The 23,689-nt window shown below is 47.2% G+C and carries 25 protein-coding genes; 11 read left to right on the top strand and 14 right to left on the bottom strand.

Translation table 11 applies throughout. The features are described 5' to 3' along the window. Window positions 1-98: 98 nt before the first annotated feature. Window positions 99-1,685, bottom strand: coding sequence for a peptide chain release factor 3 (locus tag P404_RS0114905; RefSeq protein WP_014970088.1), 1,587 nt, complete (start codon window positions 1,683-1,685; stop codon window positions 99-101). Window positions 1,686-2,098: 413 nt separating this feature from the next. Between P404_RS0114905 and P404_RS0114900 the strand changes: the two genes are divergently transcribed. Further along, the gene (locus P404_RS0114900) at window positions 2,099-3,346 is read left to right on the top strand and encodes an MDR family MFS transporter (RefSeq protein ID WP_014970087.1); all 1,248 of its coding nucleotides are present in this window, start codon (window positions 2,099-2,101) and stop codon (window positions 3,344-3,346) included. Window positions 3,347-3,644: 298 nt separating this feature from the next. On the opposite strand, the gene P404_RS0114890 is transcribed toward P404_RS0114900, so the two are convergent. Then, entirely contained in the window at window positions 3,645-4,445 is an 801-nt protein-coding gene (locus P404_RS0114890; protein WP_051004049.1) for a hypothetical protein, read from the bottom strand. Window positions 4,446-4,586: 141 nt separating this feature from the next. Here P404_RS0114890 and P404_RS0114885 point away from each other — a divergent pair, with 141 nt between their 5' ends. The 3 genes from P404_RS0114885 (at window position 4,587) to P404_RS0114875 (ending at window position 7,456) form a co-directional block, all read left to right on the top strand. Beyond that, window positions 4,587-5,027: an RrF2 family transcriptional regulator gene (locus P404_RS0114885; protein ID WP_026831168.1), complete on the top strand. Its 441-nt coding sequence runs from the start codon at window positions 4,587-4,589 to the stop codon at window positions 5,025-5,027. A 91-nt stretch (window positions 5,028-5,118) separates the two neighbouring features. Continuing rightward, complete coding sequence (locus P404_RS0114880; protein ID WP_026831167.1) at window positions 5,119-6,132, top strand: hypothetical protein; 1,014 nt, start codon at window positions 5,119-5,121, stop codon at window positions 6,130-6,132. A 22-nt stretch (window positions 6,133-6,154) separates the two neighbouring features. Continuing rightward, window positions 6,155-7,456 (top strand): VOC family protein, encoded by a 1,302-nt coding sequence (locus P404_RS0114875; RefSeq protein WP_051590524.1) that lies wholly within the window; start codon window positions 6,155-6,157, stop codon window positions 7,454-7,456. 39 nt (window positions 7,457-7,495) lie between these two features. Here the strand turns inward: P404_RS0114875 and P404_RS0114870 are convergent, their stop codons facing one another. Continuing rightward, the gene (locus tag P404_RS0114870) at window positions 7,496-7,819 is read right to left on the bottom strand and encodes a hypothetical protein (RefSeq protein WP_026831165.1); all 324 of its coding nucleotides are present in this window, start codon (window positions 7,817-7,819) and stop codon (window positions 7,496-7,498) included. Between the two features lie 92 nt (window positions 7,820-7,911). Here P404_RS0114870 and P404_RS0114865 point away from each other — a divergent pair, with 92 nt between their 5' ends. Then, complete coding sequence (locus P404_RS0114865; RefSeq protein ID WP_026831164.1) at window positions 7,912-8,337, top strand: DUF2621 family protein; 426 nt, start codon at window positions 7,912-7,914, stop codon at window positions 8,335-8,337. A gap of 32 nt (window positions 8,338-8,369) precedes the next feature. Here P404_RS0114865 and P404_RS0114860 read toward each other — a convergent pair whose 3' ends face one another. Both P404_RS0114860 and P404_RS0114855 read right to left on the bottom strand, forming a co-directional pair. Next, complete coding sequence (locus tag P404_RS0114860; protein ID WP_026831163.1) at window positions 8,370-8,852, bottom strand: CcdC family protein; 483 nt, start codon at window positions 8,850-8,852, stop codon at window positions 8,370-8,372. 15 nt (window positions 8,853-8,867) lie between these two features. Beyond that, window positions 8,868-9,566 (bottom strand): cytochrome c biogenesis CcdA family protein, encoded by a 699-nt coding sequence (locus P404_RS0114855; RefSeq protein ID WP_026831162.1) that lies wholly within the window; start codon window positions 9,564-9,566, stop codon window positions 8,868-8,870. Between the two features lie 213 nt (window positions 9,567-9,779). Here P404_RS0114855 and P404_RS0114850 point away from each other — a divergent pair, with 213 nt between their 5' ends. Further along, window positions 9,780-9,974: an aspartyl-phosphate phosphatase Spo0E family protein gene (locus tag P404_RS0114850; RefSeq protein WP_014970079.1), complete on the top strand. Its 195-nt coding sequence runs from the start codon at window positions 9,780-9,782 to the stop codon at window positions 9,972-9,974. A gap of 428 nt (window positions 9,975-10,402) precedes the next feature. Further along, on the top strand, window positions 10,403-11,296 hold the full coding sequence (locus tag P404_RS0114845; RefSeq protein ID WP_014970078.1) for an SH3 domain-containing protein: 894 nt from the start codon (window positions 10,403-10,405) through the stop codon (window positions 11,294-11,296). Between the two features lie 51 nt (window positions 11,297-11,347). Here P404_RS0114845 and P404_RS0114840 read toward each other — a convergent pair whose 3' ends face one another. The 7 genes from P404_RS0114840 to yneA all read right to left on the bottom strand — a co-directional run bounded on the left by P404_RS0114840 (window position 11,348) and on the right by yneA (window position 18,839). Beyond that, a complete protein-coding gene (locus P404_RS0114840) occupies window positions 11,348-13,114 on the bottom strand; it encodes an ABC transporter ATP-binding protein (protein WP_026831161.1) in 1,767 nt (588 codons plus the stop codon). Then, a complete protein-coding gene (locus P404_RS0114835) occupies window positions 13,104-14,861 on the bottom strand; it encodes an ABC transporter transmembrane domain-containing protein (RefSeq protein ID WP_026831160.1) in 1,758 nt (585 codons plus the stop codon). The genes P404_RS0114840 and P404_RS0114835 overlap by 11 nt, the downstream gene beginning before the upstream one ends. A 120-nt stretch (window positions 14,862-14,981) precedes the next feature. After that, complete coding sequence (locus P404_RS0114830) at window positions 14,982-15,212, bottom strand: YneF family protein (protein ID WP_012370001.1); 231 nt, start codon at window positions 15,210-15,212, stop codon at window positions 14,982-14,984. 106 nt (window positions 15,213-15,318) lie between these two features. Beyond that, the gene (gene tkt, locus P404_RS0114825; RefSeq protein ID WP_236624420.1) at window positions 15,319-17,289 is read right to left on the bottom strand and encodes a transketolase; all 1,971 of its coding nucleotides are present in this window, start codon (window positions 17,287-17,289) and stop codon (window positions 15,319-15,321) included. Window positions 17,290-17,503: 214 nt separating this feature from the next. After that, complete coding sequence (locus P404_RS0114820; RefSeq protein WP_014970074.1) at window positions 17,504-17,740, bottom strand: DUF896 domain-containing protein; 237 nt, start codon at window positions 17,738-17,740, stop codon at window positions 17,504-17,506. 112 nt (window positions 17,741-17,852) lie between these two features. Beyond that, window positions 17,853-18,506, bottom strand: coding sequence for a YneB family resolvase-like protein (locus tag P404_RS0114815; RefSeq protein WP_014970073.1), 654 nt, complete (start codon window positions 18,504-18,506; stop codon window positions 17,853-17,855). Between the two features lie 45 nt (window positions 18,507-18,551). Further along, window positions 18,552-18,839, bottom strand: a complete 288-nt coding sequence (gene yneA / locus P404_RS0114810) for a cell division suppressor protein YneA (protein WP_014970072.1) — start codon at window positions 18,837-18,839, stop codon at window positions 18,552-18,554. 210 nt (window positions 18,840-19,049) lie between these two features. On the opposite strand from yneA, the gene lexA reads away from it, so the two are divergent. The 4 genes from lexA (at window position 19,050) to glpK (ending at window position 22,613) form a co-directional block, all read left to right on the top strand. Continuing rightward, the gene (lexA, locus tag P404_RS0114805) at window positions 19,050-19,664 is read left to right on the top strand and encodes a transcriptional repressor LexA (RefSeq protein ID WP_014970071.1); all 615 of its coding nucleotides are present in this window, start codon (window positions 19,050-19,052) and stop codon (window positions 19,662-19,664) included. Between the two features lie 30 nt (window positions 19,665-19,694). Then, entirely contained in the window at window positions 19,695-20,165 is a 471-nt protein-coding gene (locus P404_RS0114800) for a metal-binding protein (RefSeq protein ID WP_014970070.1), read from the top strand. Between the two features lie 185 nt (window positions 20,166-20,350). Continuing rightward, window positions 20,351-21,052 (top strand): MIP/aquaporin family protein, encoded by a 702-nt coding sequence (locus tag P404_RS0114795; protein ID WP_014970069.1) that lies wholly within the window; start codon window positions 20,351-20,353, stop codon window positions 21,050-21,052. Window positions 21,053-21,095: 43 nt separating this feature from the next. Next, window positions 21,096-22,613, top strand: a complete 1,518-nt coding sequence (glpK, locus tag P404_RS0114790; RefSeq protein ID WP_026831158.1) for a glycerol kinase GlpK — start codon at window positions 21,096-21,098, stop codon at window positions 22,611-22,613. Between the two features lie 105 nt (window positions 22,614-22,718). On the opposite strand, the gene dhaM is transcribed toward glpK, so the two are convergent. Then, a complete protein-coding gene (gene dhaM, locus P404_RS0114785) occupies window positions 22,719-23,084 on the bottom strand; it encodes a dihydroxyacetone kinase phosphoryl donor subunit DhaM (protein WP_014970067.1) in 366 nt (121 codons plus the stop codon). Further along, window positions 23,081-23,680, bottom strand: a complete 600-nt coding sequence (gene dhaL / locus P404_RS0114780) for a dihydroxyacetone kinase subunit DhaL (protein ID WP_026831157.1) — start codon at window positions 23,678-23,680, stop codon at window positions 23,081-23,083. Before dhaL ends, dhaM begins: the two co-directional genes overlap by 4 nt. Window positions 23,681-23,689 lie beyond the last annotated feature (9 nt).

Below are 23,689 nucleotides of genomic sequence, written 5' to 3'. Positions count from 1 at the left end.
ATGATTTTACAGACTCCAATTTTTACCCTTGTTTCGCCTTCGCAAAACGAAAAAAGGCGTATCTTCCGCTGAAACCGGAAAGACACGCCTTGTTTGAATTAGTCTTTGAGTAATTGTGGCGAATCGACGAGCGTGATGACACCGTCGTTTTTCTGAACAAACCGTTCATACACAAAGTCATTGGCAAATAACAGCACCGGATTTTCCCAACGGTCGTAGACAAGGACGGTCCGTGAATCCGTCAATTTCTTGACTTCACTGATTTCCGTCACCTTGACCCATTTCGCGACTTGGAAGTTCGCCGCATCTTTTAAGATGTCAACGCCATATTCGCCTTTCAGACGGTGCTCGAAGACTTCGAATTGAAGTTGTCCGATCGCCCCAAGGATGATTTCGTTGTATTCCGTCTTGTAGACCTGAATCGCACCCTCTTGCGCGAGCTGTTCGACACCTTTTTGGAACTGTTTGGATTTCAGTGCGTTTTTCGTGAAAACTTTCAAAAACAATTCCGGCGCGAACGTCGGCAACGCTTCGTACTGAAGCGTCGGATCGCCGTTTGTGATCGTGTCCCCGATTTGGTAGTTGCCGGAATCATAGAGACCGATGACATCGCCTGCAAATGCTTCGTTGACCGTTTCCCGCTCGTCCGCCATGAACTGTGTCGATTGGGATAACTTCATTTTTTTGCCGGTCCGTGTCAGGACAACTTCCATGCCGCGGTCGAATTTCCCGGTACAGATCCGCACGAAGGCAATCCGGTCACGGTGATTCGGGTTCATGTTCGCTTGAATCTTGAAGACAAAGCCGCTGAAGAATTCTTGTGCCGGCTCGATTTGTCCTTTGTTCGACTCACGCGGTGTCGGTGACGGTGACAAGTTGAGGTAATGCTCAAGCAACGGTGTGATTCCGAAGTCGACTAGGGCCGAACCGAAGAAGACCGGTGTCAATTCACCTTTCGCAATCAACTCTTCGTCATACGCATTTCCCGCTCCGTCGAGCAGATCCACTTCATCCACCAACGTATCGTACATCTCGTTGTTGATCGTTGACGCCAACTGATCGTTTGCGAGTCCTTCTTCGCCGAGATCAATCGTCAGACGGTCATTCTTGAAGCAATGGAACTTCTCGTTGACGCGGTCATAGACGCCTTCAAACTGTTGACCCGATCCGGCCGGCCATGTGACGGCGACTGATGGAATGCCGAGGACTTCCTCGAGTTCTTCCATCAATTCGAGTGGATCACGCGCTTGACGGTCCATCTTGTTGATGAACGTAAAGATCGGAATCCCGCGCATCCGACAGACTTGGAATAGTTTTTTCGTTTGCGACTCGATCCCTTTTGCGGCATCGATGACCATGATCGCCGAGTCGACGGCTGTCAGGATCCGGTACGTATCTTCCCCGAAATCGGAGTGACCCGGTGTATCCATGATCGAGACGATTTTTTTATCGTATTCAAATTGCATGACGGATGACGTAACGGAGATTCCCCGTTGTTTTTCGATCTCCATCCAGTCGGATTTTGCGAATTTCGAGTTTTTTCGTGCTTTGACCGATCCCGCTTCGCGGATCGCGCCACCGTGGAGTAAGAATTTTTCAGTTAATGTCGTTTTCCCGGCATCCGGGTGGGAAATAATTCCGAAGATCCGGCGTTTCTCGACTTCGGTTTGGAGTAATTTTGTCATGTAGGGTAATTCCTTTCACCTATATATTAAAAATCTTCTTAAAAAGTGGTTAACTCGCTCATTTTCGCAACTAGTCTATCATACCGAATTTTCGCAGTCTCGTCCATTTCACTTTATTGACTCAATTTTCAGAGTTTTAGTTGACAAAACATTCCAATCTTTTATACGATGACGAAGACGTTCACTATTACAAGAAGGAGGAGACGTACAATGTCACAATCATTTAATCAGCAACAACCGATTTACGTATTGGCTACAACTGTACGTCACCCAATCGTTTAATTTTTAATTAAGCAGGGTGTACGTATGCGTATACGTACATGCTGCCCTCTTATATCAGGACGGGTATGCCCATAATTGTGCGTATCCGTCTTTTTCATGGTCTAAAAACGGAAGTATAAGGGGTTTTGTTTATGTTTACTGCATTAAAACAGCTTGATCGTAACATCTGGATCCGGTTCGTCGGGGAAACGATTACCGGGGTCATGATGTTCATGATTGCACCATTTCTTGTTCTCTATTACTCGGAACAGCTGGATTCGTACTTTTTAGTCGGGATCATCATGGCGACCGGTCCGATCACCTCGTTGTTCGGTTCATTTGTCGGTGGATATCTCGCTGACTTGTATGGACGAAAACCACTCATGGTCATTTCGATCGTCGGCGATGTCATCGCGTTGATCGGATTTTCATTCGCCGATTCGTTTTGGCCGTTGCTGCTGATGAATGCCTTGCTTGGTCTGACGAACTCGTTGTTCCACCCGGCAGCCAGCGCGATGGTCGCTGACGTCACGCCACCCGAACGACTGAACGAATCGTTTGGTCTCCTCCGGATGGGGCATAATGTCGGTGCCGCGTTTGGTCCATTGATCGGGAGCGCCGTCTTGTTCGTCGACCGGTCGTTAATTTTTTACGCCGCCGCCGCCGTCTTTTTCCTCTATGCTCTCGTCCTGCTGTTCTTTATCGCGGAGACGAAACCTGATCAGCTGGAACAGACACGGGATGAACCACAATTATCCGCCTTCACCGTCTTACGAAAAGATCATGTCTTTTTAATCTTCATCGCTGCCGGTGTCTTCATCTCGATGGGCTTTTCGCTCGTCGAAAGTATGTTGCCTGTATTTTTGAAAGAAGCTTTACCGGGTCTTCCGAATGACAAAAATCCATTTCCGTACTTGATGGGGTTAAACGGGATCATGGTCGTCCTGTTCCAGTTCCCGGTCGCAGCGCGCTTGTCCGGAAAAGCGTTCGGGAAGGTCATGTTGCTTGGGGCGTGTGTGTTCGGAGTCGGTATGATTTTACTCGCCTTCGTCCCGTCCTATCTGTTTTCGCTCGGAACGGACTACATCGTCCTTGTGACGATCTTACTTGTCATCTACGCTCTATATACGCTCGGTGAGATGATCATGTCTCCGGTCCAGATGACGTTCATCGCCTTGATCGCGCCGGAACACTTACGCGGCACGTACAACGGGGCCGCGAGTATCCAGTGGCTGATCGGTGGTGTGACGGCACCGTTGCTCGGATCACTGTTCCTTGATTCCGGAAACGGACAATATGCGTTAGCCGGTGTCGGTATCGCTTGTTGTCTGTCCGGACTCGTCTACCTCGCACTTGACCGGTCGATCCAGCGGGCCAAACGGTTGTCGCAATCGGCTTAATCTCAACTAATGGTTAAAAAGGCACCTTCCGATTGATTTCGGAAAGTGCCTTTGAATTTAGAAAAAAAACGATTCGTTCTCCGTTACTCGTACGGGAAAAAGCGCGTTTCGCGCTGCCAGAGGCAGGCAAGATCCGGTAACTTGGTCCGTTAGAATAATGGTTACGCGACTTGCCCCCCGCCTGAGCAAAATACTGGAGAATACGAATCGTTTATAGGACAAACTCTTTTTTTGTCTGAATGTCAGATGCATTCCATATAATTAGGGGCGTATCTTTTTTGTTTTTCTTAACTAACCATTAAGAAGGCAACACACCGTCTGCGACAAATGGTCCAAAAATCACCGGCAACGGATCTAACGTACGTTGCACTTCGGCAATGAATCGACCGGAACCACTGACGAAAACGATTGGATCGTCGATGGAGATGAGTTTTAAGAACGTCTCTACTTCGTCGTCCCATCCTTCAGCCTGAATGCTGTGAAAAATCAATCCTTGTTTCGTCAGTAAGTTGAGTGTCGCCACCAGATCCTTCGAGGACGGTTTTGTTGGTCGAACGTGTAAAATCGTTGTTTTCCGTCCGCTCATCAAGGCATATTTCGCTTCGTCGATGATCGCACCGAGATGGTGGCTTTCCGCGACTAACAAGACATCCAGTTGTGTCCAGTCCCCCTGTTGCTTGTATTTGCAAAAATGGCGGCACGTCTCGACCAGATGATGATGGACGATCCGCCAGGCTTCGAGCACGGGAGCCGTCGGTGCTAACTCGAGTTCGATCCGGACCGCTTCGATGATCTCCCGACTGACGATTTCCGGATAGGTTAAGATAAACGATTTTGTTTGATTGATCTCGTTTAATAAAATCATCTTGAACAATTCACTTGATTCCTGTTGGTTCGTCACGTGTTTCAACAGTTGACCCAGACGTAAAATCCGTAGTTCCATACTTTGAGACAGGAGTTCGAGATGTCCGATTTCCTGTAATTCTGCGCTATGCTTCATTTCTAACTGTCTATAAAAACGACTGGCAATCCGTAAGCCTTTTTGGTCCACTTCAGGTCCGACGGATTGTAATAGATGTAACGCCTGATCGAAATGCATGACATGACCTACCTCTCCTCGTTTATTATGCTTGACCGATTCGCTTAATTCAATCTTCAAAATGCATCTTTAGATAAACACATTTAAACTTGTACTTCATTTCAAACTTCTCTAACATGTGTATTTAAGTAGGTGATGAAAATGCGCATGACACGTTATACGGATTACGCAATCAGATCCCTGTTATTTGCCGGGGCACACTCTGATCGACTGGTCCGAATCCTGGAAGTAGCGGACTGTTACGACATTTCAAAAAATCATCTGATGAAAGTCGTCTATCGTTTAGGACAAAGTGGATTGATTCATTCTGTCCGTGGTCGAGGTGGCGGATTCCGTTTAGCAAGTCCGCCGGATGAAATTTATATTGGTGACGTGGTGCAGTTGTTTGAACCGACAACTCATTTTCTGGATCCACTTGAAGGAACGTCTGAACTTCCTTCGCTAGACCCTGCACGCGAAGCTTTTGATGACGCGATTGCTGCGTTTCATCAAGTCTTGAACAGTTACACGATACGTGATCTACTTCATCCAACGCACGCAACACATCGACAAATCCTTGAAATGATTCCGAGCCGCGACTAATCGTGGGCGGAATCATTTTTTTGTTCGCCGACATCACTGACACCTTCTGAATCCGTGCGTGGTATACTTATATAAGAAAGGAGGGGTACAGATGAACCCTCATGAAGAACTGAACAGTTTATATCTCCGCCTAAAAGAGGCCGATCCCTCACTTGAACGGGGCGAATCGCTCTGGACGATCTTTGAGGATACGACGGACGCTACACTCCGGCCCCTTGCTTTATGGACGTTTTCTCAAAATCAATTTGATTTGGGACACTTCCGTTCCTTTTTGGTTTCCTTTTCATTATTGATGGACTGGGTCCGAAAAGAGGAATTGACGTTAACACCTAAACAGGAACTTGACCTGTACTGGAACTATAAATCCTATTTAATTTATGCAGCCGAACAGGAAGATATGCCCGTCGCTTTATTAGAAGAAGATTTTGACCGGTTCGTTGATTTTTGTGACAGCCGCGGTTTTTTCCGGACACGGGACTATATCGGATTTATGATCTACAGCAAACTCGGTGACGAAGAACAGGCCGACCATTATCTTGCGGAATGGATCGATGCTCCGCCCGACGAATTAAGTGACTGTCCGTCTTGTGAAGGATTCAGCCGAATGACGTATGCGATCGAACGTGGTTTCGAGGACCGTGCCTTACTGCTTTATGCAGCGATTCGTCATGAACGAGGTTGTTCACGAATGCCCGATCAAGCCCACCCTTATATCTTACCTTTGTTCATCAGTCGAAAGAAAGACCGATTCGACTGGACGGAACAGTTGATTCAAGAAGTCAAACGCGTCAAACCTCTGTTCACGGGTGGCGATGAACCGTATCATCTCTACGCCGAGATGTATTACGACGCAAACTATGTCTGGTTGATGGAAGAGAAAAAACAATTGATCCCTCTGCTGACGGATAGAGGATACTTGCAATTCTTGTTGGCTCATTATGCAGCTTCGTACCGCGCAGCCCGCCATGCAGAAGTCGCTTATCTGGGTGTGCTCCGCTCGAATATTTATGAAGTCGCCCAAGAGCTCGACCGCCGGATTGATGGACACTTTTATTTGAATTTCGTCGAACGTGAACTCAAACGGGTGACGGAGTTCATCGTTTAATTTCTTGAGAGGACGTGTAGCGATGTTAGATCATGTACAATTAGCCGCTCCGAAAGACTCAGAAGAACAAGCTCGGGCTTTTTATGCCGGGCTTTTACATATGGAGGAAGTGGAAAAGCCCCTTGGCGTACAAGCAAGTGGGGGTGTCTGGTTCCAGTCACACGCGGCAGCTCTTCATCTCGGAATCGAAGAACCCTTTCATCCGGCCAAAAAAGCACACCCCGGTCTCACCTTTTCTCAACTGGATGACGTGGCGGTTCGATTGCAAACTGCCGGTTACCCCGTTCAGTTCGATGACCGGTTGGCACCACGCCGGCGGTTTTTCACGAAGGACCCATTTGGTAACCGGATTGAATGTATCGAACAACAAATTCCGGCCGTCGTCCCCAAACGCCTTACGGACGGTTCACATGTCCGGTTGTTGGCACCGGCATCAAGTTTAGCGACCGTCGAATCAAACATCCTCGACGGGGCGATCGAGGTGCTTCAATCACTTGGTCTTTGCGTCTCGATCAGCCAACATGCCCGGGCAGTCAATCCGTTTGGTTCCAGTGATCCTGCCTGTCGGTTAGAGGATTTGCATACGGCGTTTGCCGACCCGACCATCGATGCCATCTTGTGTGTCCGTGGTGGATTCAGTTCGAATGAGTTGCTTGACGGACTGGATTACGAGTTGATTCGCCGGAACCCGAAAATACTTTGTGGATTTTCCGATATCACGGCTCTCAGCCAGGCGATTTTTACGAAAAGTGGTCTTGTCACCTATTCTGGTCCGATGTTACGTGCCCTCGCTTCTCGTGATGCCTACACGTTACAGGCGTTCCGGAACATGTTATTCGAAGACAAGACGATGACCATTCAACCAAGTCACAATTGGCACGATCATGTGGACGGTAAAGACGTCACCCTTCCGAACCCGGGACATCTTTTCCTTTCACCTGGTACTGCTGCCGGTCGTCTGCTGGGCGGGAACCTCTGTACGCTCAACTTATTGCAGGGTACTGCTTATTTCCCCGACTTACGTGATAGCATCTTGTTCCTTGAAGACGATTACGAAGTACATCCGGCGACGTTCGCCCGTGACTTTGCGTCCTTGATGGCGCAACCGGGTGCCGACTTGATCCGTGGCATCGTCTTCGGTCGTTTTCAACTGACGACCCGGATGACAGACGAACACCTCCAGTATTTAGTTCAATTGTACCCATCCCTGTCATCGATTCCGGTCATCGCGGGTGCTGACTTTGGTCATACGATGCCTCTGTTCACGTTCCCGATCGGCGGCATCGCGCAGATCGAGGACGGAAAAATTTCGATCGGACACTAAAAAAAGAAGGAGTCGCGGCGATCCGCGTCTCCTTCTTTGTCAGTAATCGAGCAATCTCGAAGCATCGATTTGACGCTTCGATCCATCGGCAAACATCTCAAGTGTCGCGAGGATCTGATGGTCCATTAAGTCATAACGCAACAACGTAAAATCTTCCAGCGTCGAAATCGTCTTAAACGTCTTTCCGACCGTGAACGCTCGTTTCCGACTGGCATCCTGAGCTGGTATCGTTACGAAAATGACGGTAATGTCCATTCCGCTCGTATCATAATAAAACTCGACGACGCGACCATCCGCCGTCTCCGGCAACAGTCCTTTTTGTGGTCGTCCGGACTCATCTAATTGTACATAAGGTTGTAACATCGTTCCGCCTCGCTTTCTCCGTCATTTATCATAGCATGACAAAAAAAATTATGCTAATCTATAGTTGATGTTGAAAGGGGGATGAGTCACGGATGGCATGGTTCATGAACGGAATTTTGCTCTGGGGCTTTATCATGATCACACTGATGGCAATCGGCGGTTTCTTCATGTTCCGGAAGTTCCTAAAGAAACTTCCGAAAGAAGACGGCAAATCGATGATGGACTGGGAAGATGAATACATCGACCAGACCCGCCATTTATGGACGGATGAAACACTTGATTTATTAAATGCACTGGTCATGCCCGTTCCGACCGCATTTCGGGATGTGGCACGTCGAAAAATCGCCGGACGGATCGGACAGTTCGCGCTTGAAGAGCGTGCGTCGAAGATGACGTCTGAACTCGTCGTCAAAGGATATGTCTCGGCGACACCGAAACGCGATCATAAATTCTTGAAAAAAGCGTTAAACGAACACGCCATCGACTGGCGCGATTACGAACTTTATTTCCAAAACTAAACGGAAGGACTCTCGCTTGAGAATCCTTCCGTTTAGTTTTGCGGTAAATGTTCAACTGGAACAATCCCCGACTTGACTTGTTTGTATTTCAGATACATCGCAATCCGCCACGGCACGATCATTCCGAAAGCAACGAGATAAAAAATCCCTCCCGTTTCAAAAATATCGATTTGACCACCGATGATGAACTTTGCGACCGTCCGGACGATCAAAATCCCGAACAAGACGATGAAAAAGGCTTTTGAACGTTGCAGATAAATCTGCCCTTCGGCTTCATAAAAGTTGGACGTTTTGATCAAAAAAATACTAAAGATGGCTCCAATCAATAATGCTTCCGCTACTTCCGTCCATGTCAGACGAGAGGCTGGGTATAAAAACTGCAGCATCCCCGTCGACATCGCAAAAGGCGGGATCAAGATTTTTTTAGCGTTCGTCGGTTTAGCTGATGCTTTGACACGAATGAAACTGATCAGCAATCCCATGACGAGCGCTACCCCTGTTGATACCCAAATCATCCCATCACTTCCTTGTTAAAATCCGGTGAATCCAACGAGATCACTCATCCATGCTGCGAAGGCACTTAAGCCATCAAAATAAAGGACGATTCCGAACACCATCATCAACGCCCCACCAAATTTCGTCATCTTCAAGCTGTACTGGACGAACAGTCTCGAACGACCGACGAAAAAGGCCATCAATAAAAATGGAATCGAAAAACCTAAGACATAAAATAACATGTAAAGCATCCCTTGACTTGGATTCGTCGCCGCGAGTGCAATCACACCTGCCAAAATCGGACCCGTACAAGGTGTCCATCCGGCAGCAAAACCAATTCCAACGAGGACTGTACCGATGTAACCGCCCTTGCGTTCACCTAAATCGAGCTTTTTTTCAAGCATCAAAAATGTCGGTTGCCATAATCCCAGCAGGACGACACCAAATACGAAGATGACGAGCGCACCGATCATCCGTAGCGTATCCCGATACGTAATGAAGACATCCGCTAAAAGCGAAGTCGACAGACCGAGCACCGCAAACACCATCGCAAATCCAACTAAAAACGCTAATGTATGCAACAATGAACGTTTTTCTCTGACCCCTTTTTCTTTTAAATCCGTTACGGAAACACCGGTAATGTACGATAGGAAAACCGGATATAACGGAAGCGTACAAGGTGAAACAAATGACAATACCCCTGCACCGAACGCTAACCAAAGCGAGAGCTCCATTTCAGCAGCTCCTTTCTAATAAGAAGAAGTTCCTTCTCTATTTTGCCAAACTAATCAACATTTAGCACCTATTATCTTCCGAAAGATTAAAAAGATTCACGAAGACGGAAATTACAAAAAAATTACATTTACACAAAACGACGGAAATGGCGTTGCGCTTGTGAAAAGCACTTGCTAGAATATGGATATGACACCAATGTAAGGGAGGATGCTATGACAAGCCAACATCTATTGACTTTAGCGATTGAAGCAAAGCGAAGTGAACTGTATCATCAAGCCGATCGGTCTAGTTTCACCTCCCCGCATGTTTTAAAGCTGAGCCACGAACTGGATTTGTTACTGCTCGAATATTCTCGGTTCGTCCAAAAGTATACGTACCCACGTTCAAACGACTCGGTTTTAGGATAACCCGAATCTACGAGACGTGTCATCGGGAGGTTCCCTTCCTTTGGCTCCAACATAATATATAGAGACAACCGTTGACGATATTCCTGCGTCAGCGGTTTTTTCGTGTTTCTTCTATATAACGGGTTGAAAATCATCCGATTCCATAACCTATCCTCCATTACTGCTTTTCATTTCGAAATTTCTTTTTTTTGAGTCTTTGGTCAGAGGAATAGTTAGAATATTTCCGCTATACCCCACCTAAAGTCCTATATTGGAATCATTTTTCCATGTATTATGACCCACGCGTGACAAAACACGCATTTTTGCAATCTGTTTGTCACACTAGCACAGTTTGTAACTTGAATGACTCCGACCTGTAAACGCACAACCCTGAATTGCCGTGTAAAGTAGGAACAGTAAACACAGCATATGTCAGGAGGACATCAATAATGAAAAAAGCAGTTTTCGCTGCAGGTCTTGCAGCAACGGCTCTATCAGTAGGATTCGCCCAAGAGACAGAGGCTGCCTCAGAGACGGTAACGGTAAATACAGCGGTATTAAATGTACGCACAGCACCTACAACGGCATCAGCGGATGTAGGTAACGTATATAAAGGTCAAAAATTAAATGTCGAAGGACGTTCTGGTGCTTGGATTCAAACAAACATCAACGGCCAAAAACGTTATGTTCACGGCACTTACACTTCAGCCGGTTCTTCGTTCGACTTTAAAAAAGCTACAGTCACTACGGCAGTATTAAACGTTCGTTCGCAACCAACTACTAACTCTAAAGATGTAGGCAACCTGTATAAAGGTCAGTCCGTTAACGTAGAAAGCAAAGTCGGTGCTTGGATCAAAACAACAATCGACGGGAAAACACGTTACGTACACAGCGCTTATACAACATTAGCAGGTTCAACAGCTAAAGCTGCACCAGCAGTAAAAGCAGCTCCTGTTGCAAAACCAGCTCCAAAGGCAGCAGCTAAACCTGCTACAGCAACAAAACAAACAACAACAGCAGCTAAATCGGGTACGAAAGTAACGATGAACGTTACAGCGTACACAAATGATCCATCAAACAATGGTAGCCAGCTTTATAACGGCCGTGCCTTAACTGCCAGCGGTTATGATGTAACAAATACGATCACGTACAATGGTATGCGTATCGTAGCAGCATCAGCACAATACCCAATCGGTACACGCATGCACATCTCAGGTATCGGTGAAGCAATCGTACTTGACCGTGGCGGCGCAATCCAAGGTAACAAACTTGACCTTCTCGTTGGTTCACAACAAGAAGCACTCAACTGGGGACGTCAAAACGTCACAGTCACTGTCTACTAATTTTAAACACAAACAACCTGCCGGGCGAGATCGCCTGGCAGGCTTTTTTTGTCATGAAACAGATGTCACATGTCCGGATTGTAACTCATACATCTTTTTGTATAATCCATCTTTTTCAATCAACGTCTGATGATTTCCTTGTTCGACGACTTCTCCTTGATGGAGGACTAAAATCAAGTCGGCATCCTGGATCGTCGACAGGCGGTGGGCAATCGCAATCGTCGTGCGCCCTTCCCGCATTCGTTTTAAAGCCACTTGGACTTTTTCTTCGGTTTCCGTATCAATCGAACTCGTAGCTTCGTCGAGAATCAAGACTTTTGGATCCCGTGCCATCGTCCGTGCGAAGGAAACCAATTGTCGTTCCCCTGCAGAAAACGTTGCTCCGCGTTCCGCAACCGGGCTGTCGTACTGCTCATCGAGCTGATTGATGAACCCATCCGCCTGGACGAATCGCGCGGCCTCCTCCACTTTCTTGAACGGAATCGAGGGATCAAACAAACGAATATTATCGGCGACACTTCCCGTAAAGAGGAAGGAATCTTGTAAGACAAGTCCGATATGCCGCCGCAGTTCATCTTCCGGTAGCTGTTCGAGCGGTTGACCGTCGATCAAAATCCGACCGGACTGATACGAATAAAACCGCATCAAGATATTGATGATTGAACTTTTCCCGCTTCCTGTCTGACCGACTAGAGCGACGGTCTGCCCTTTTTTCGCCTCAAAGGAGATCCCCTTCAAGACTTCTTTTTCTCCGTCATAACTAAAGCGGACATTTTCAAAGACGATATGTCCGTCCGATACTTCCGCATCACCCGCTATCGATTTAGAAGGTTCCGGCTCATCGGTATCGAGCACTTTGAAGACCCGATCTGCCGAGACGACAGCCTGTTGGAATTCAGACAGGCGTTGCATGATTTGCTGGACCGGCTGGAAAATCCGTTCCATGTAACTGATAAAGGCATAGACGACCCCGACTTGGACCGTTTGGGAAAAGGATAAAACACCAAAATAGGTGACTAACGTTGCGATGGTCAACGCGAGCAACAATTCGATGATGGGACGAAGTAACCAACTATCCAGCTTCAAGTTTTTATAGCGCCCATCCTGGTGGGCAACGTTGGTTTCTTCGAACTCTGCCATCAATCGTTTTTCCTGGCGAAATTGTTGAATGATCGCCATTCCGTTAATCGATTCATTGAGTTGTCCATTGATTTTTGACAACAAATCCCGGACTTCCGCATAATATCTTGTTGAATAACGGCGGTAGATCCAGATGATGAAGTAAAACAGCGGCAGCAGCACTAAGGCAATCGTCGCTAAGCGTGGCTCTAATAGATAGAGGAATGCGTACGTCCCGACCAACTGGACCCCACTTTGGACAAACGTCGACAAAACACCGATGTACAGCTCTTTGATCGCTTCCGTGTCATTGGTGATCCGCGAGACGAGGACGCCGGCTGGTGTGCGGTCGAAGTATCCGAGCCGGAGATGCATGACATGACGAAACACATCAATCCGCAGGCGTTGAATGACCTGTAAGGCAATCTTTTGGAACTCGAACGCCTGTAAATAATCGACGACGATTCCCGTCGTATGCAGTAACAAGTAGACCCCAAACAAAAGTGCCACTTCTTGAACGGGATAGTTGCCGACCGTGACATAGTCATCGATGAAGATTTTGACGAGATACGGTCCTCCAAGCTTTGCACCTGTCGTAATCAGGAGAAGCAAAAAAGCGACCAACACTTGTTTTTTAAATGGTTTGACGAATCCGAGCAATCGTTTCAGGACCGCCTTTTCGTTGATATCATGATTCAAACGTTCCACCTCCTTGTTCGACGAGTGACTCGAGCTGCTGGCGGTCATAGGTTTCTTTATACCAGCCACCCCGGTGGAGCAACTCGTCATGTGTCCCTCGCTCGATGATTCGGCCGGCATCGAGGACGATGATCTCATCCGTATGCGAGACAGCAGACAGTCGGTGGGCGACGATGATTTGTGATTGTTTATCATCCGCAGTCCGGAAGTGATCGATGATCGCTTCTTCCGTTTTCGCATCGACGGCCGACAACGCATCATCGAGGACGAGAATCGGACAATCGGCGAGTAAGGCACGGGCAATCGAAATCCGTTGTTTTTGACCTCCGGATAACGTCACACCCCGTTCACCAACCATCGTTGCATACCCTTCCGTGAAGCCAAGGATATCTTCATGGACCGCCGCAATCCGAGCCGCTTCCATGATCTGTTCCATCGAGGCATCCGGTTTTGCGAACGCAATATTATCAGCAATCGTGGCCGAGAACAGGAAATGATCCTGCGGGACGATGGCGACTTGTTTCCGGACCGTTTCACGCATCAATTGTTTGATGTCTTGGCCGCCAATCGAAATAGATCCGTATTTGACATCATATTCCCGTGACAATAAACGAACGAACGTCGATTTTCCGGCACCGGTTCGCCCGACGATCCCCAGGGTCCGTCCCGGTCTCAGCGTCACATCGATCTCTTGGAGGACGGGTTGCGTATCATAAAGAAAACGGTCAATCGAGACATGTAAATCGGTTGACGTGACTGTCGTCGCCGCTTCCTTCGCATCTTTGATTTCCGGTTCGATCGCAAGCATCCGCTCGATCCGGTCGTAGGACGCCCGTCCCCGTTCGACGATGTTAAACAACCAACCAAATGCCAGCATCGGCCATGTTAACAATCCTAGATATGTAGTAAAGGAAACGATATCCCCGATCCGGATTTCACCTTGTTGCAGTAAGTAGGCACCGTATCCGACGGCGATGATATACGACAACCCGACTAATCCAAAAATCGTCGGATCAAACAAGGCATCAATCTTCGCGACACGGCGGTTCTTTTGAACGACGTCGTCCGATAATGATGTAAACGTCCCGACGTCCGATTCGACCTCTCCCGTCGCCTTCAAGACGCGGACACCGCTGACACTTTCCGCGACCTTGTCGTTTAAATCGGAAAATGCTTCCTGGGCGTCATGGAACCGCGAGTGTAACATCTTGCCGTAACGTGAGGTCAGATAGACCATCAGTGGCATCGGTAATAATGAGACGACCGTCAGTTTCCAGCTGATCGTCGTCACCATCGTGATGATGACGAAACTCCCCATCGTCACCGAATCGACGAGTGTCAAAATACCGGCCCCCGCCGTCATCGAGACCGCCTGCACGTCGTTTGTCGCATGGGCCATCAAATCACCACTGCGGTACTTTTTATAAAATGACTGGTCTAAATCCGAAAAATGCCCATAGAGTTGACTCCGTAATAACCGCCCGAGCCGGATTGAGGCACCAAAGATAAAAAACCGCCAAAAATATCGAATGACATAGGTAGATACCCCAATCAACACCAATGTTCCGACAAGCTTCATCAAGTCATCCTTCGTCAAACTGCCTTCACTCAGACCGTTCACAGTCGAACCGATCACTTTCGGTGGAATCAGTTCCAGTCCGGCTACAAAAATCAAACAGATGATGCCCAGGCTGTATGCCTTCCATTCGAGTCGAAAAAACCAACTCAGTTTCCTGAAGACTCCCATACAAGTCCCCCCTTTTTTTAAATCGATTGAGTATTTTTAATAGTCTCACATTTTAGATTAGCCATCTTCCTAAAAAATAGCAAACAAAAGGAGACCAAACTGGTCTCCTTTTACAAGTCATTATTTTTTTGGTGATTTCATTGAACCACTCATCGAACGCATCACTTGGTTGACTTTCTTTTGTGATGGTTTTTGACCCATTTGCATCATCAATGTCTTAATCATATCTTCGTTGATTGGCGGGTTTTGCTCCAAATAGTTCATCATGTATCGGCGAGCGATATAGAAACCAAGGGCGACACCAGCTACCAAGCAAAGAAGGGCAATTAAAATCCAAATCCATGTAGCCAAGTTGCTTCCTCCTCTAACTTCAAACGTCGCTTTTTACTATACTATAATTTAAAGCCTTTGCATAGATAATGCAAAAAAAAGGTGCGCGCTTGCGCACCTTTCTTCATTAACCGAGTTGCTTGACTGTGTTCAAGACATTTTCGACAGACATGCCATATTCTTTTAAGAGCAGATCCCCAGGAGCAGAAGCACCAAAGCGGTCGATTCCGATGACTTGACCTTCTGTTCCTACATATTTGTACCATCCGAGTGAAGCACCGGCTTCAATCGCAAGACGTTTTGTGATCCGTTTTGGTAAGACGGATTCTTTGTACTCTGCCGATTGAGCTTCAAACAATTCCCATGATGGAAGTGAGACGACGGCAACCTTTTCACCAAGCTGTTGTTGCGCTTCAACCAAGAGATGGACTTCAGAACCTGTTCCCATCAAGATCGTATCCGCTGTTTCGATGTCACCTGCGATCACATATCCGCCTTTTTCAGCACCTTCGACCGTCGTACCTTCAAGTTCCGGTAATCCTTGACGCGTCATGACGAGAAGTGTTGGTTTGTTTTTCGATTGGACCGCTGTTTTCCAAGCCGCAATCGTTTCTTTTCCATCTGCTGGACGGTAGACCGTCAAGTTCGGCATCGCACGGAAGCTCATCAAGTGTTCGACCGGCTCGTGTGTCGGACCATCTTCTCCGACGGCAATCGAGTCATGTGTCAAGACGAAGATCGACTGGATACCCATCAACGCAGCTAAACGGACAGCTGGACGTAAATAATCCGAGAAGACGAAGAATGTCGCACCGTAAGGAATGACACCACCGTGTAACGCCATACCGTTGACAGCTGCTGCCATCGCGAACTCACGGACACCAAACCAGATATTACGGCCACTTGGATCGATATCGAAGTCCGCTTCCCCTTTGAGCATCGTGTTGTTTGATCCCGCTAAGTCAGCTGAACCACCGAAGATTGTCGGGATGTTTTTCGCAAGGGCGTTCAAGACTTCACCACTTGTCTGACGTGTTGCTTTTTTAGAAGTCAGATCATATGTTGGTAAATCTGCTTCCCAGTTGCTTGGCAGTTCGTTGGCGATTGCTTGAACGAGTTCCGCATGCAATTCCGGATGTGCCGCTTTGTAGTGTTCCATTTTCTCAGCCCATGCTGCTTCCGTGTCAGCGCCACGTTTGACGATCCGCTCTTCGAACAAGTCTTTGACTTCGTCCGGCACGTAGAATTCTTCGTGGTCCCAGATGTAGCTTGCTTTCGTCAACTTGATTTCAGCGTCTCCGAGTGGTGCACCGTGTGAAGCGGATTTTCCTGATTTGTTTGGTGAACCAAATCCGATGACCGTTTTGACTTCGATCAACGTTGGTTTTGTTGTTTCGGCTTTTGCCATTTCGATCGCTTTTGAAATCGAATCGAGATCCGTTCCATCTTCAACGCGAATGACTTGCCAGTTGTACGCTTCAAAACGTTGTTGGACGTTTTCAGAGAACGATTTATCCAAGTCACCGTCGAGTGAGATGTCATTTGAATCATACAGGACGACCAATTTACCAAGACCTAAATGTCCTGCCAGTGATGCCGCTTCTGCCGAAACACCTTCCATTAAATCGCCGTCGCCGCAAATTCCGTATGTGAAGTGATCGACGACGTTTAACTCGTCACGGTTGTATTTTGCTTCCAAGTGACGTTCTGCCATCGCCATCCCGACAGCCATCGCGATGCCTTGTCCGAGTGGACCAGTCGTCGCATCAACACCTGCCGTGTGACGGTACTCTGGATGACCTGGTGTTTTCGAATTCCATTGACGGAATGACTTCAAGTCATCCATCGCAAGATCATAACCTGATAAATGGAGGAGTGAGTAGAGAAGCATTGAACCGTGTCCTGCTGAAAGTACAAAACGGTCACGGTTGAACCATTCTGGATTTTTAGGGTTGTGGTTCATATGATCCGCCCATAATGTAAATGCCATCGGTGCTGCACCCATCGGCATTCCCGGGTGACCCGAGTTCGCTTTTTGTACTGCATCAATTGATAAGGTACGAATCGTATTTACTGCTAATAATTCTACTGTTGTCATGTTCGTCAAAACAATCATCCTCTCTCTTTTTCACAAATTCCTTCTCATTTTAGCATATCAAGAAATGTGATACAACTTTTCTAAATAGTATGTCACATTAAAATGAATGCGCTCTCTATTGCCGTTTTTCGAGTACTTTCGGAAGACACATTACCTGATTTTCATCAAAAAAAGCTACCCCGCTCATCCATTGAGCGACATAGCTTTTGTCTGATTACTGTTTGTTCCGTTCTTCTTCTTGTGCTTGCTTTAATTTTCCCGGCGTAACGTCCGTTCCTTCTTCATCGACGATTTTGATACCCATCATCTGATTTTTGAATGAACCACGGAAAGCTTTCAAATACGCTGTTCGTAGTTCTTTTTGTTCTGCCGTCTCCGCATCCGTCAACGGCTCGACTTTTGATTTATTGGCTAATTCATTAATCCGGTCTAGTTGTTCTTGTGATAACATGATATCCCTCTTTCTGTTGACTCGACATCGAGCATTCAATAGTAATCTTACTGTAAAAGAGACGAAAAAAAAAAGCAAGTTTGATGCGTCGTTCGCGCATCCACCTGCTTTCTCATTCGTAAGAATTGACGACTTCTTTATATTCCAGATAACGACGGTTAACGGTGGCTTTTGAGATGTCATGCCCCATGCCTCTTAGCGTGACGGCAATATCGGCAAACGTCAGTCCTAAGTCACGTAATCGGACGATTTCTTCAATCGGTACTTCTTTTCGGCTCCGGCCTGCATTCTCACCTTGGCGATTGAGGTTCTGTTCGGGACGGAATCCATTTTCGACCGCCCGTCGCATACCACGAGCAATTTTTGCATTATGCAATTTGCGTTGGTACTCTTCGACAAGCGAGACGATCTCAAGAACCATCGCTTCGGCATCGGCCAATTTATACTCGCCGTCTGATTCCATCGTCATCAGTTGGACATGATGTTTTCGAAACGTATGCAAAATCGCAATCTTCGCATTCCCACGTCCAATTCGTGTATCGTCCGTCACAAGAACAGCGTCGACCGTTTGACGCGTCACGTAGTCAAGAACAGTTAACATCCCTTCCCGATCGACGTCATAACCACTTTCTTTTTCCGTGATGATATCCACGACTTCAAATTCTTTTGTTGCAGCGAGTCCCGACAGTTCTGATCTTTGCCGCTCAAGCGAGCTATCCTGTGCTTCTTTTTCCGTCGAGACGCGACAGTAGATTACGACTCTCATACTACTTCACACCCCTGTTCGTTCAATAACAACTTTTACAGTTTGTCACTGTTGCGCGATTGGTACAACGATTTTGTTTTTCGAAATGACATGAGTCGTCTTCAGTTCATTATTCTCAATCAACCACTCGACATATTCTTGATCCGTCATCGAACCGTCATTGTAAACTTCGGCAACTTGTTCGACTGTCGCATTTTGATCGACAGTGACAGAAGCAGTCAGGAGTTGATCGACCTTTTCGTCCGGTCGAGGTGTTAAAAGGAAAAGAATGAAAGCAAGGCTGAGCGTATAAAAAACAATGGAAAAGGCATGGGTACGAATCGTATGCATCATGATGAATCCCTCCAAATTAAAATGATTTAGAATAGATGTTCCCGGAACAATTGTTCGCATAACTCATCATAAACCAAGAACCAGTGTTCGGTCAACACAAAATGTCGAACAATTGTTTGTACGCTCATTTGTTCTATGTTATAGTGATTTTAGAAACATGTATTCTTATTATCCTTCAAAAAACCATTCCGAAAAGAGGTGGCAATTCATATGCGGAAAATGTCGAAACGACAACAAGAAATCCTTGATTATATCGTCGCTCAAGTGAAACTGAAAGGGTATCCACCTTCAGTTCGTGAAATCGGTGAAGCTGTTGGTCTTGCTTCAAGCTCAACGGTACACGGTCATTTGGATCGTCTAGAAAAACGCGGACTGATTCGCCGTGACCCGACAAAACCACGTGCGATTGAGATATTGGTTGATAAACCTGAAGATGATCACGAAGCGATCGTGCACATTCCCGTCATCGGGAAAGTAACCGCTGGATTTCCGATTACAGCAATCGAAAACATCGAAGAACATTTCCCGCTTCCGGCTCACTACGTCGGGAACGAAAACGTCTTCATGTTGACAATCGACGGTGAATCGATGATTAACGCAGGGATTCTTGACGGTGACCGTGTCATCGTACGTCAACAGAACACGGCAGAAAACGGTGAAATCGTCGTTGCTATGACCGAAGATAGCGAAGCGACAGTTAAACGGTTCTTCTTAGAAGATCAACAAGTGCGTCTCCAACCAGAAAACGATTCGATGGACCCGATGTATTTCGATAATGTCTCGATTCTTGGCAAGGTCATTGGCGTATACCGGACGATCCACTAAGTGAGGGACCAGCTCAGCTGGTCTTTTTTTATGCCTTCTGGAAACGTACATGATACGGTCAATACCGTCGCCTTGGCAGGTTACGTTGCGTATTCGGTCGCAACACAGCAGACGGATTGGTTACCTACTGCTGTCGGCATTACTGTCGGCACACTTTGGCTCTCTCCTGACTTGGACTTAAAATCGGAGCCCTATTATCGTCTCGGACCGTTTCGAGTGCTTTGGATGCCGTACGTCAAAATCATGCCGCATCGCTCGATCTGGTCACATGGTTTGATCATCGGTGATATCATCCGACTGTTATACAGTGCTGCTTTCGTCATTCCTTTGCTGTTTTTGGCGCTGTATACCAAAATCATCGCCTCGGAGACGGTCGATCTTTGGTTTGAAGCGATGCCCGCTTTCATCATCGGCATCATCGCCGCCAGTACGATACATATCGTTCTCGATCACTCTAGCAGCTTCTTTCGAACAAAAAAGAAGCGAAAAAAGCGTCGCTGAAAACCCTTCGTTCATCGTAAAAATGAACAAAGGGTTTTTTAATATCCATTTTTCATATTTTTAAACATAAATTAAGGAAATTTCATTTCCGAATTGCAATTAATTGTATTGAAAACGTTATCATTTAGATGTAGGTTTAAATGGAAAGGCCAATATTTGCTTCAATCCAAAGGGAGGGTTTTTGCATGAGTAACTTTACTAGTGAGCTGATTGGAACGATGATTCTGATTTTGCTCGGTGATGGGGTCGTTGCAGGGGTTGTCTTGAAAAAGACGAAATCTGAGAACAGCGGCTGGATCGTCATCACATTTGCTTGGGGTCTCGCCGTCATGACTGCAGTTTATGTTGCAGCCGCCAGTGGTGCCCACCTTAATCCAGCGGTCACTTTGTCGCTAGCGTTAAACTCTGATTTACCATGGGCAGATGTACCCGTCTACATCGCTGCTCAGTTAATCGGAGCCTTTATCGGTGCGGTACTCGTTTGGCTTCATTACATGAAACATTTTGAAGCGACAGATGACCAAGCTGCAAAATTAGGTGTCTTTGCAACAGGACCAGCTATCCGTCATACCGGATCAAATCTTGTTTCTGAGATTATCGGAACGTTCGTCTTGGTTTTCGGAATTCTAGCGTTTGGCGCAAACTCGTTCGCCGATGGGTTAAACCCGTTAATCGTTGGTCTACTTGTTGTCGTCATCGGTCTATCGCTTGGTGGTACGACAGGTTATGCCATCAACCCAGCTCGTGACCTCGGTCCACGGATTGCGCACGCCATCTTACCAATCAAAGGAAAAGGTTCATCGGATTGGGGTTATTCTTGGATTCCGGTCGTCGGACCATTCATCGGTGGCGCGATTGCCGTCTTCCTTCATCAAATGCTCTTTTAATTAACTGACGGATTTCAACTCACATTTCAAGGGGGATTTCAGAATGGAAAACAAGTATATCTTAGCACTCGACCAAGGTACAACAAGCTCACGCGCCATCATCTTTGATCATGATGGTCATATCGTCAACTCCGCACAACGTGAATTCAAACAATATTTCCCACAACCAGGTTGGGTCGAACATGATGCCAACGAAATTTGGGGATCCATTCTTGCTGTCATGGCGGATGCTCTCGGAACAGCGGATATCAAACCTAGTGAAATCGCAAGTATCGGAATCACGAACCAACGTGAAACGACGGTCGTCTGGAACAAAGAGACGGGTAAACCAGTCTATCACGCACTCGTCTGGCAATCTCGTCAAACATCCGGTATCTGCGATGAGTTGAATGCCCGAGGACTTAATCAAAAATTCCGTGATAAAACAGGTCTGCTGATTGATGCCTACTTCTCCGGTACGAAAGTCAAATGGATTTTAGATAATGTCGAAGGAGCGCGCGAGCAGGCTGAAAACGGTGAACTGCTGTTTGGAACGATCGATACGTGGCTCGTCTGGAAACTGTCCGGCGGAAAAACGCATATCACGGACTATACGAACGCTTCACGAACATTGATGTATAACATTTACGAACAAAAATGGGATGATGAATTACTCGAAATCCTCACGGTTCCGAAATCAATGTTGCCAGAAGTCCGTCAATCGAGTGAAGTGTACGATAACACCGTTCCATACCACTTCTTCGGTTTTGAAGTTCCCATCGCCGGTATCGCCGGTGACCAGCAAGCTGCCTTGTTTGGCCAAACGTGCTTCGAACCAGGTGAAGGAAAGAACACATACGGAACAGGTTGCTTCATGTTGATGAACACCGGTGAAAAAGCTGTTTCTTCGGACCACGGTCTGTTGACGACAATCGCTTGGGGCGTCGACGGTAAAGTCGAATATGCACTTGAAGGATCCATCTTCGTTGCCGGGTCAGCGGTTCAGTGGTTACGTGACGGGTTACGGATGCTGAAAAACGCCAAGGATTCGGAAGGCTATGCATTGAAAGTGGATTCAACAGAAGGCGTCTATGTCGTCCCTGCGTTCGTCGGACTCGGCGCTCCTTACTGGGATAGTGATGTCCGCGGAGCGATCTTCGGCTTAACGCGCGGAACGGAAAAAGAACATTTCGTCCGGGCGACACTCGAATCACTCGCTTACCAGACACGTGACGTCTTAACGGCAATGGAAAAAGATTCGGGCATCGAGCTGAAAACGTTACGCGTCGACGGTGGTGCCGTTTCGAATGACTTCTTGATGCAGTTCCAAGCGGACATTTTAGGTGTCCCGGTCGATCGTCCAGAAATCAACGAAACGACTGCCCTCGGTGCCGCTTACCTTGCCGGCTTAGCAGTTGGTTACTGGAAAGACAAAGCAGAAATCAAAAAACAATGGAAACTTAATCGTCAGTTCAAACCAGAGATGAAAGAAGACGATCGTGAACAGCGTTATGCCGGTTGGCAAAAAGCGGTGGAAGCGACGATGGCGTTTAAACCAAGTAAAAAAGAAGTCAACGCTTAACTCGATTTTCCTGACGTTCCCCATCGGAACGTCAGGTTTTTTTAGCCTTCACGAAACAAGCGCGCTCCATCGTTCTGGAGCGCGCTTGTTTGTTATCGTAATCATTTATTCAAATTCGGACTTCAAGCCGGTGACGATTTCATCTAACGACTTGGATTGACCACTTAAGACAGCTGCTAAAAAGGCACCCTCGACAAGCGGAGCCTCGACGAACTGAACGCTCCGGTCCCCACTATATAACTCGAGGGCAAGTTCTGCGTTCATCGTCGCTGAACCGATATCCGTTAAAATCAATCCGTCATCGGTCAGCTCATTCATCGTTTCTTCGATGCGGGACGCATCGGTACCGATACTGCCGTCCGCAAGCCCGGCTGCGAGTAACACCGGTGTATCGGGCGCCATCTCGGCTAACAATTCCTTGAGTCCTGCCGCTAACTTTTCGCTGTGCGAGACCAAAATCAAGTTAATCATCGAAGCACCTCCACGATCGCACGTAACAGCAAGGCACTGGACAGGGAACCGGGATCTTGAACGCCGATCGTCGCCTCTCCAAAATACGAAGCCCGTCCTTTTGTCGCCACACGTTCTTTTGTATCGACCAACGCTTGATCGAGCGCTTGGTTTAAATCAGTTTTTTGCTCGAGCGCTTCATAAAACGGCGTCCAGATATCGACCATCGTTTTTTGCCCGAATTCCGATTTCCCACGCATTTTAATTCCGTCCGTCGCTTCTTTGAAGGCGGCTGCCAACTCATCCCCTTCCGCTTCGGTTTTTCCTTTGAAGGCTCCTGCAAACTTGACGAATGCCGTCCCATAGAGCGGTCCGGAAGCACCTCCGACCGTCTTGATCAACGTCATCCCGACCTGCTTGGATAAAGCGCCGAGATCTTCATATTCTGTCTGCGCCTCAAGTTCCTTCTGAACCGCTTGGAAGCCGCGAGACATGTTGATGCCGTGGTCACCGTCACCGATTTCCCGGTCGAGATCCGTCAGTTCATCTTTATGTTGTTCGATTTGTTTTGCTGCTTCGAGCAACGCGTCACGAAATGTTTCCGTTGATAACTTCATTGTCTGCAC

The sequence above is a fragment of the Exiguobacterium antarcticum DSM 14480 genome, from assembly GCF_000685865.1.
Classification (GTDB): Bacteria; Bacillota; Bacilli; order Exiguobacteriales; family Exiguobacteriaceae; genus Exiguobacterium_A; species Exiguobacterium_A antarcticum.
Note: the sequence above shows the minus strand (reverse complement) of the source record. Positions and strands in the feature narration are given on the sequence as shown.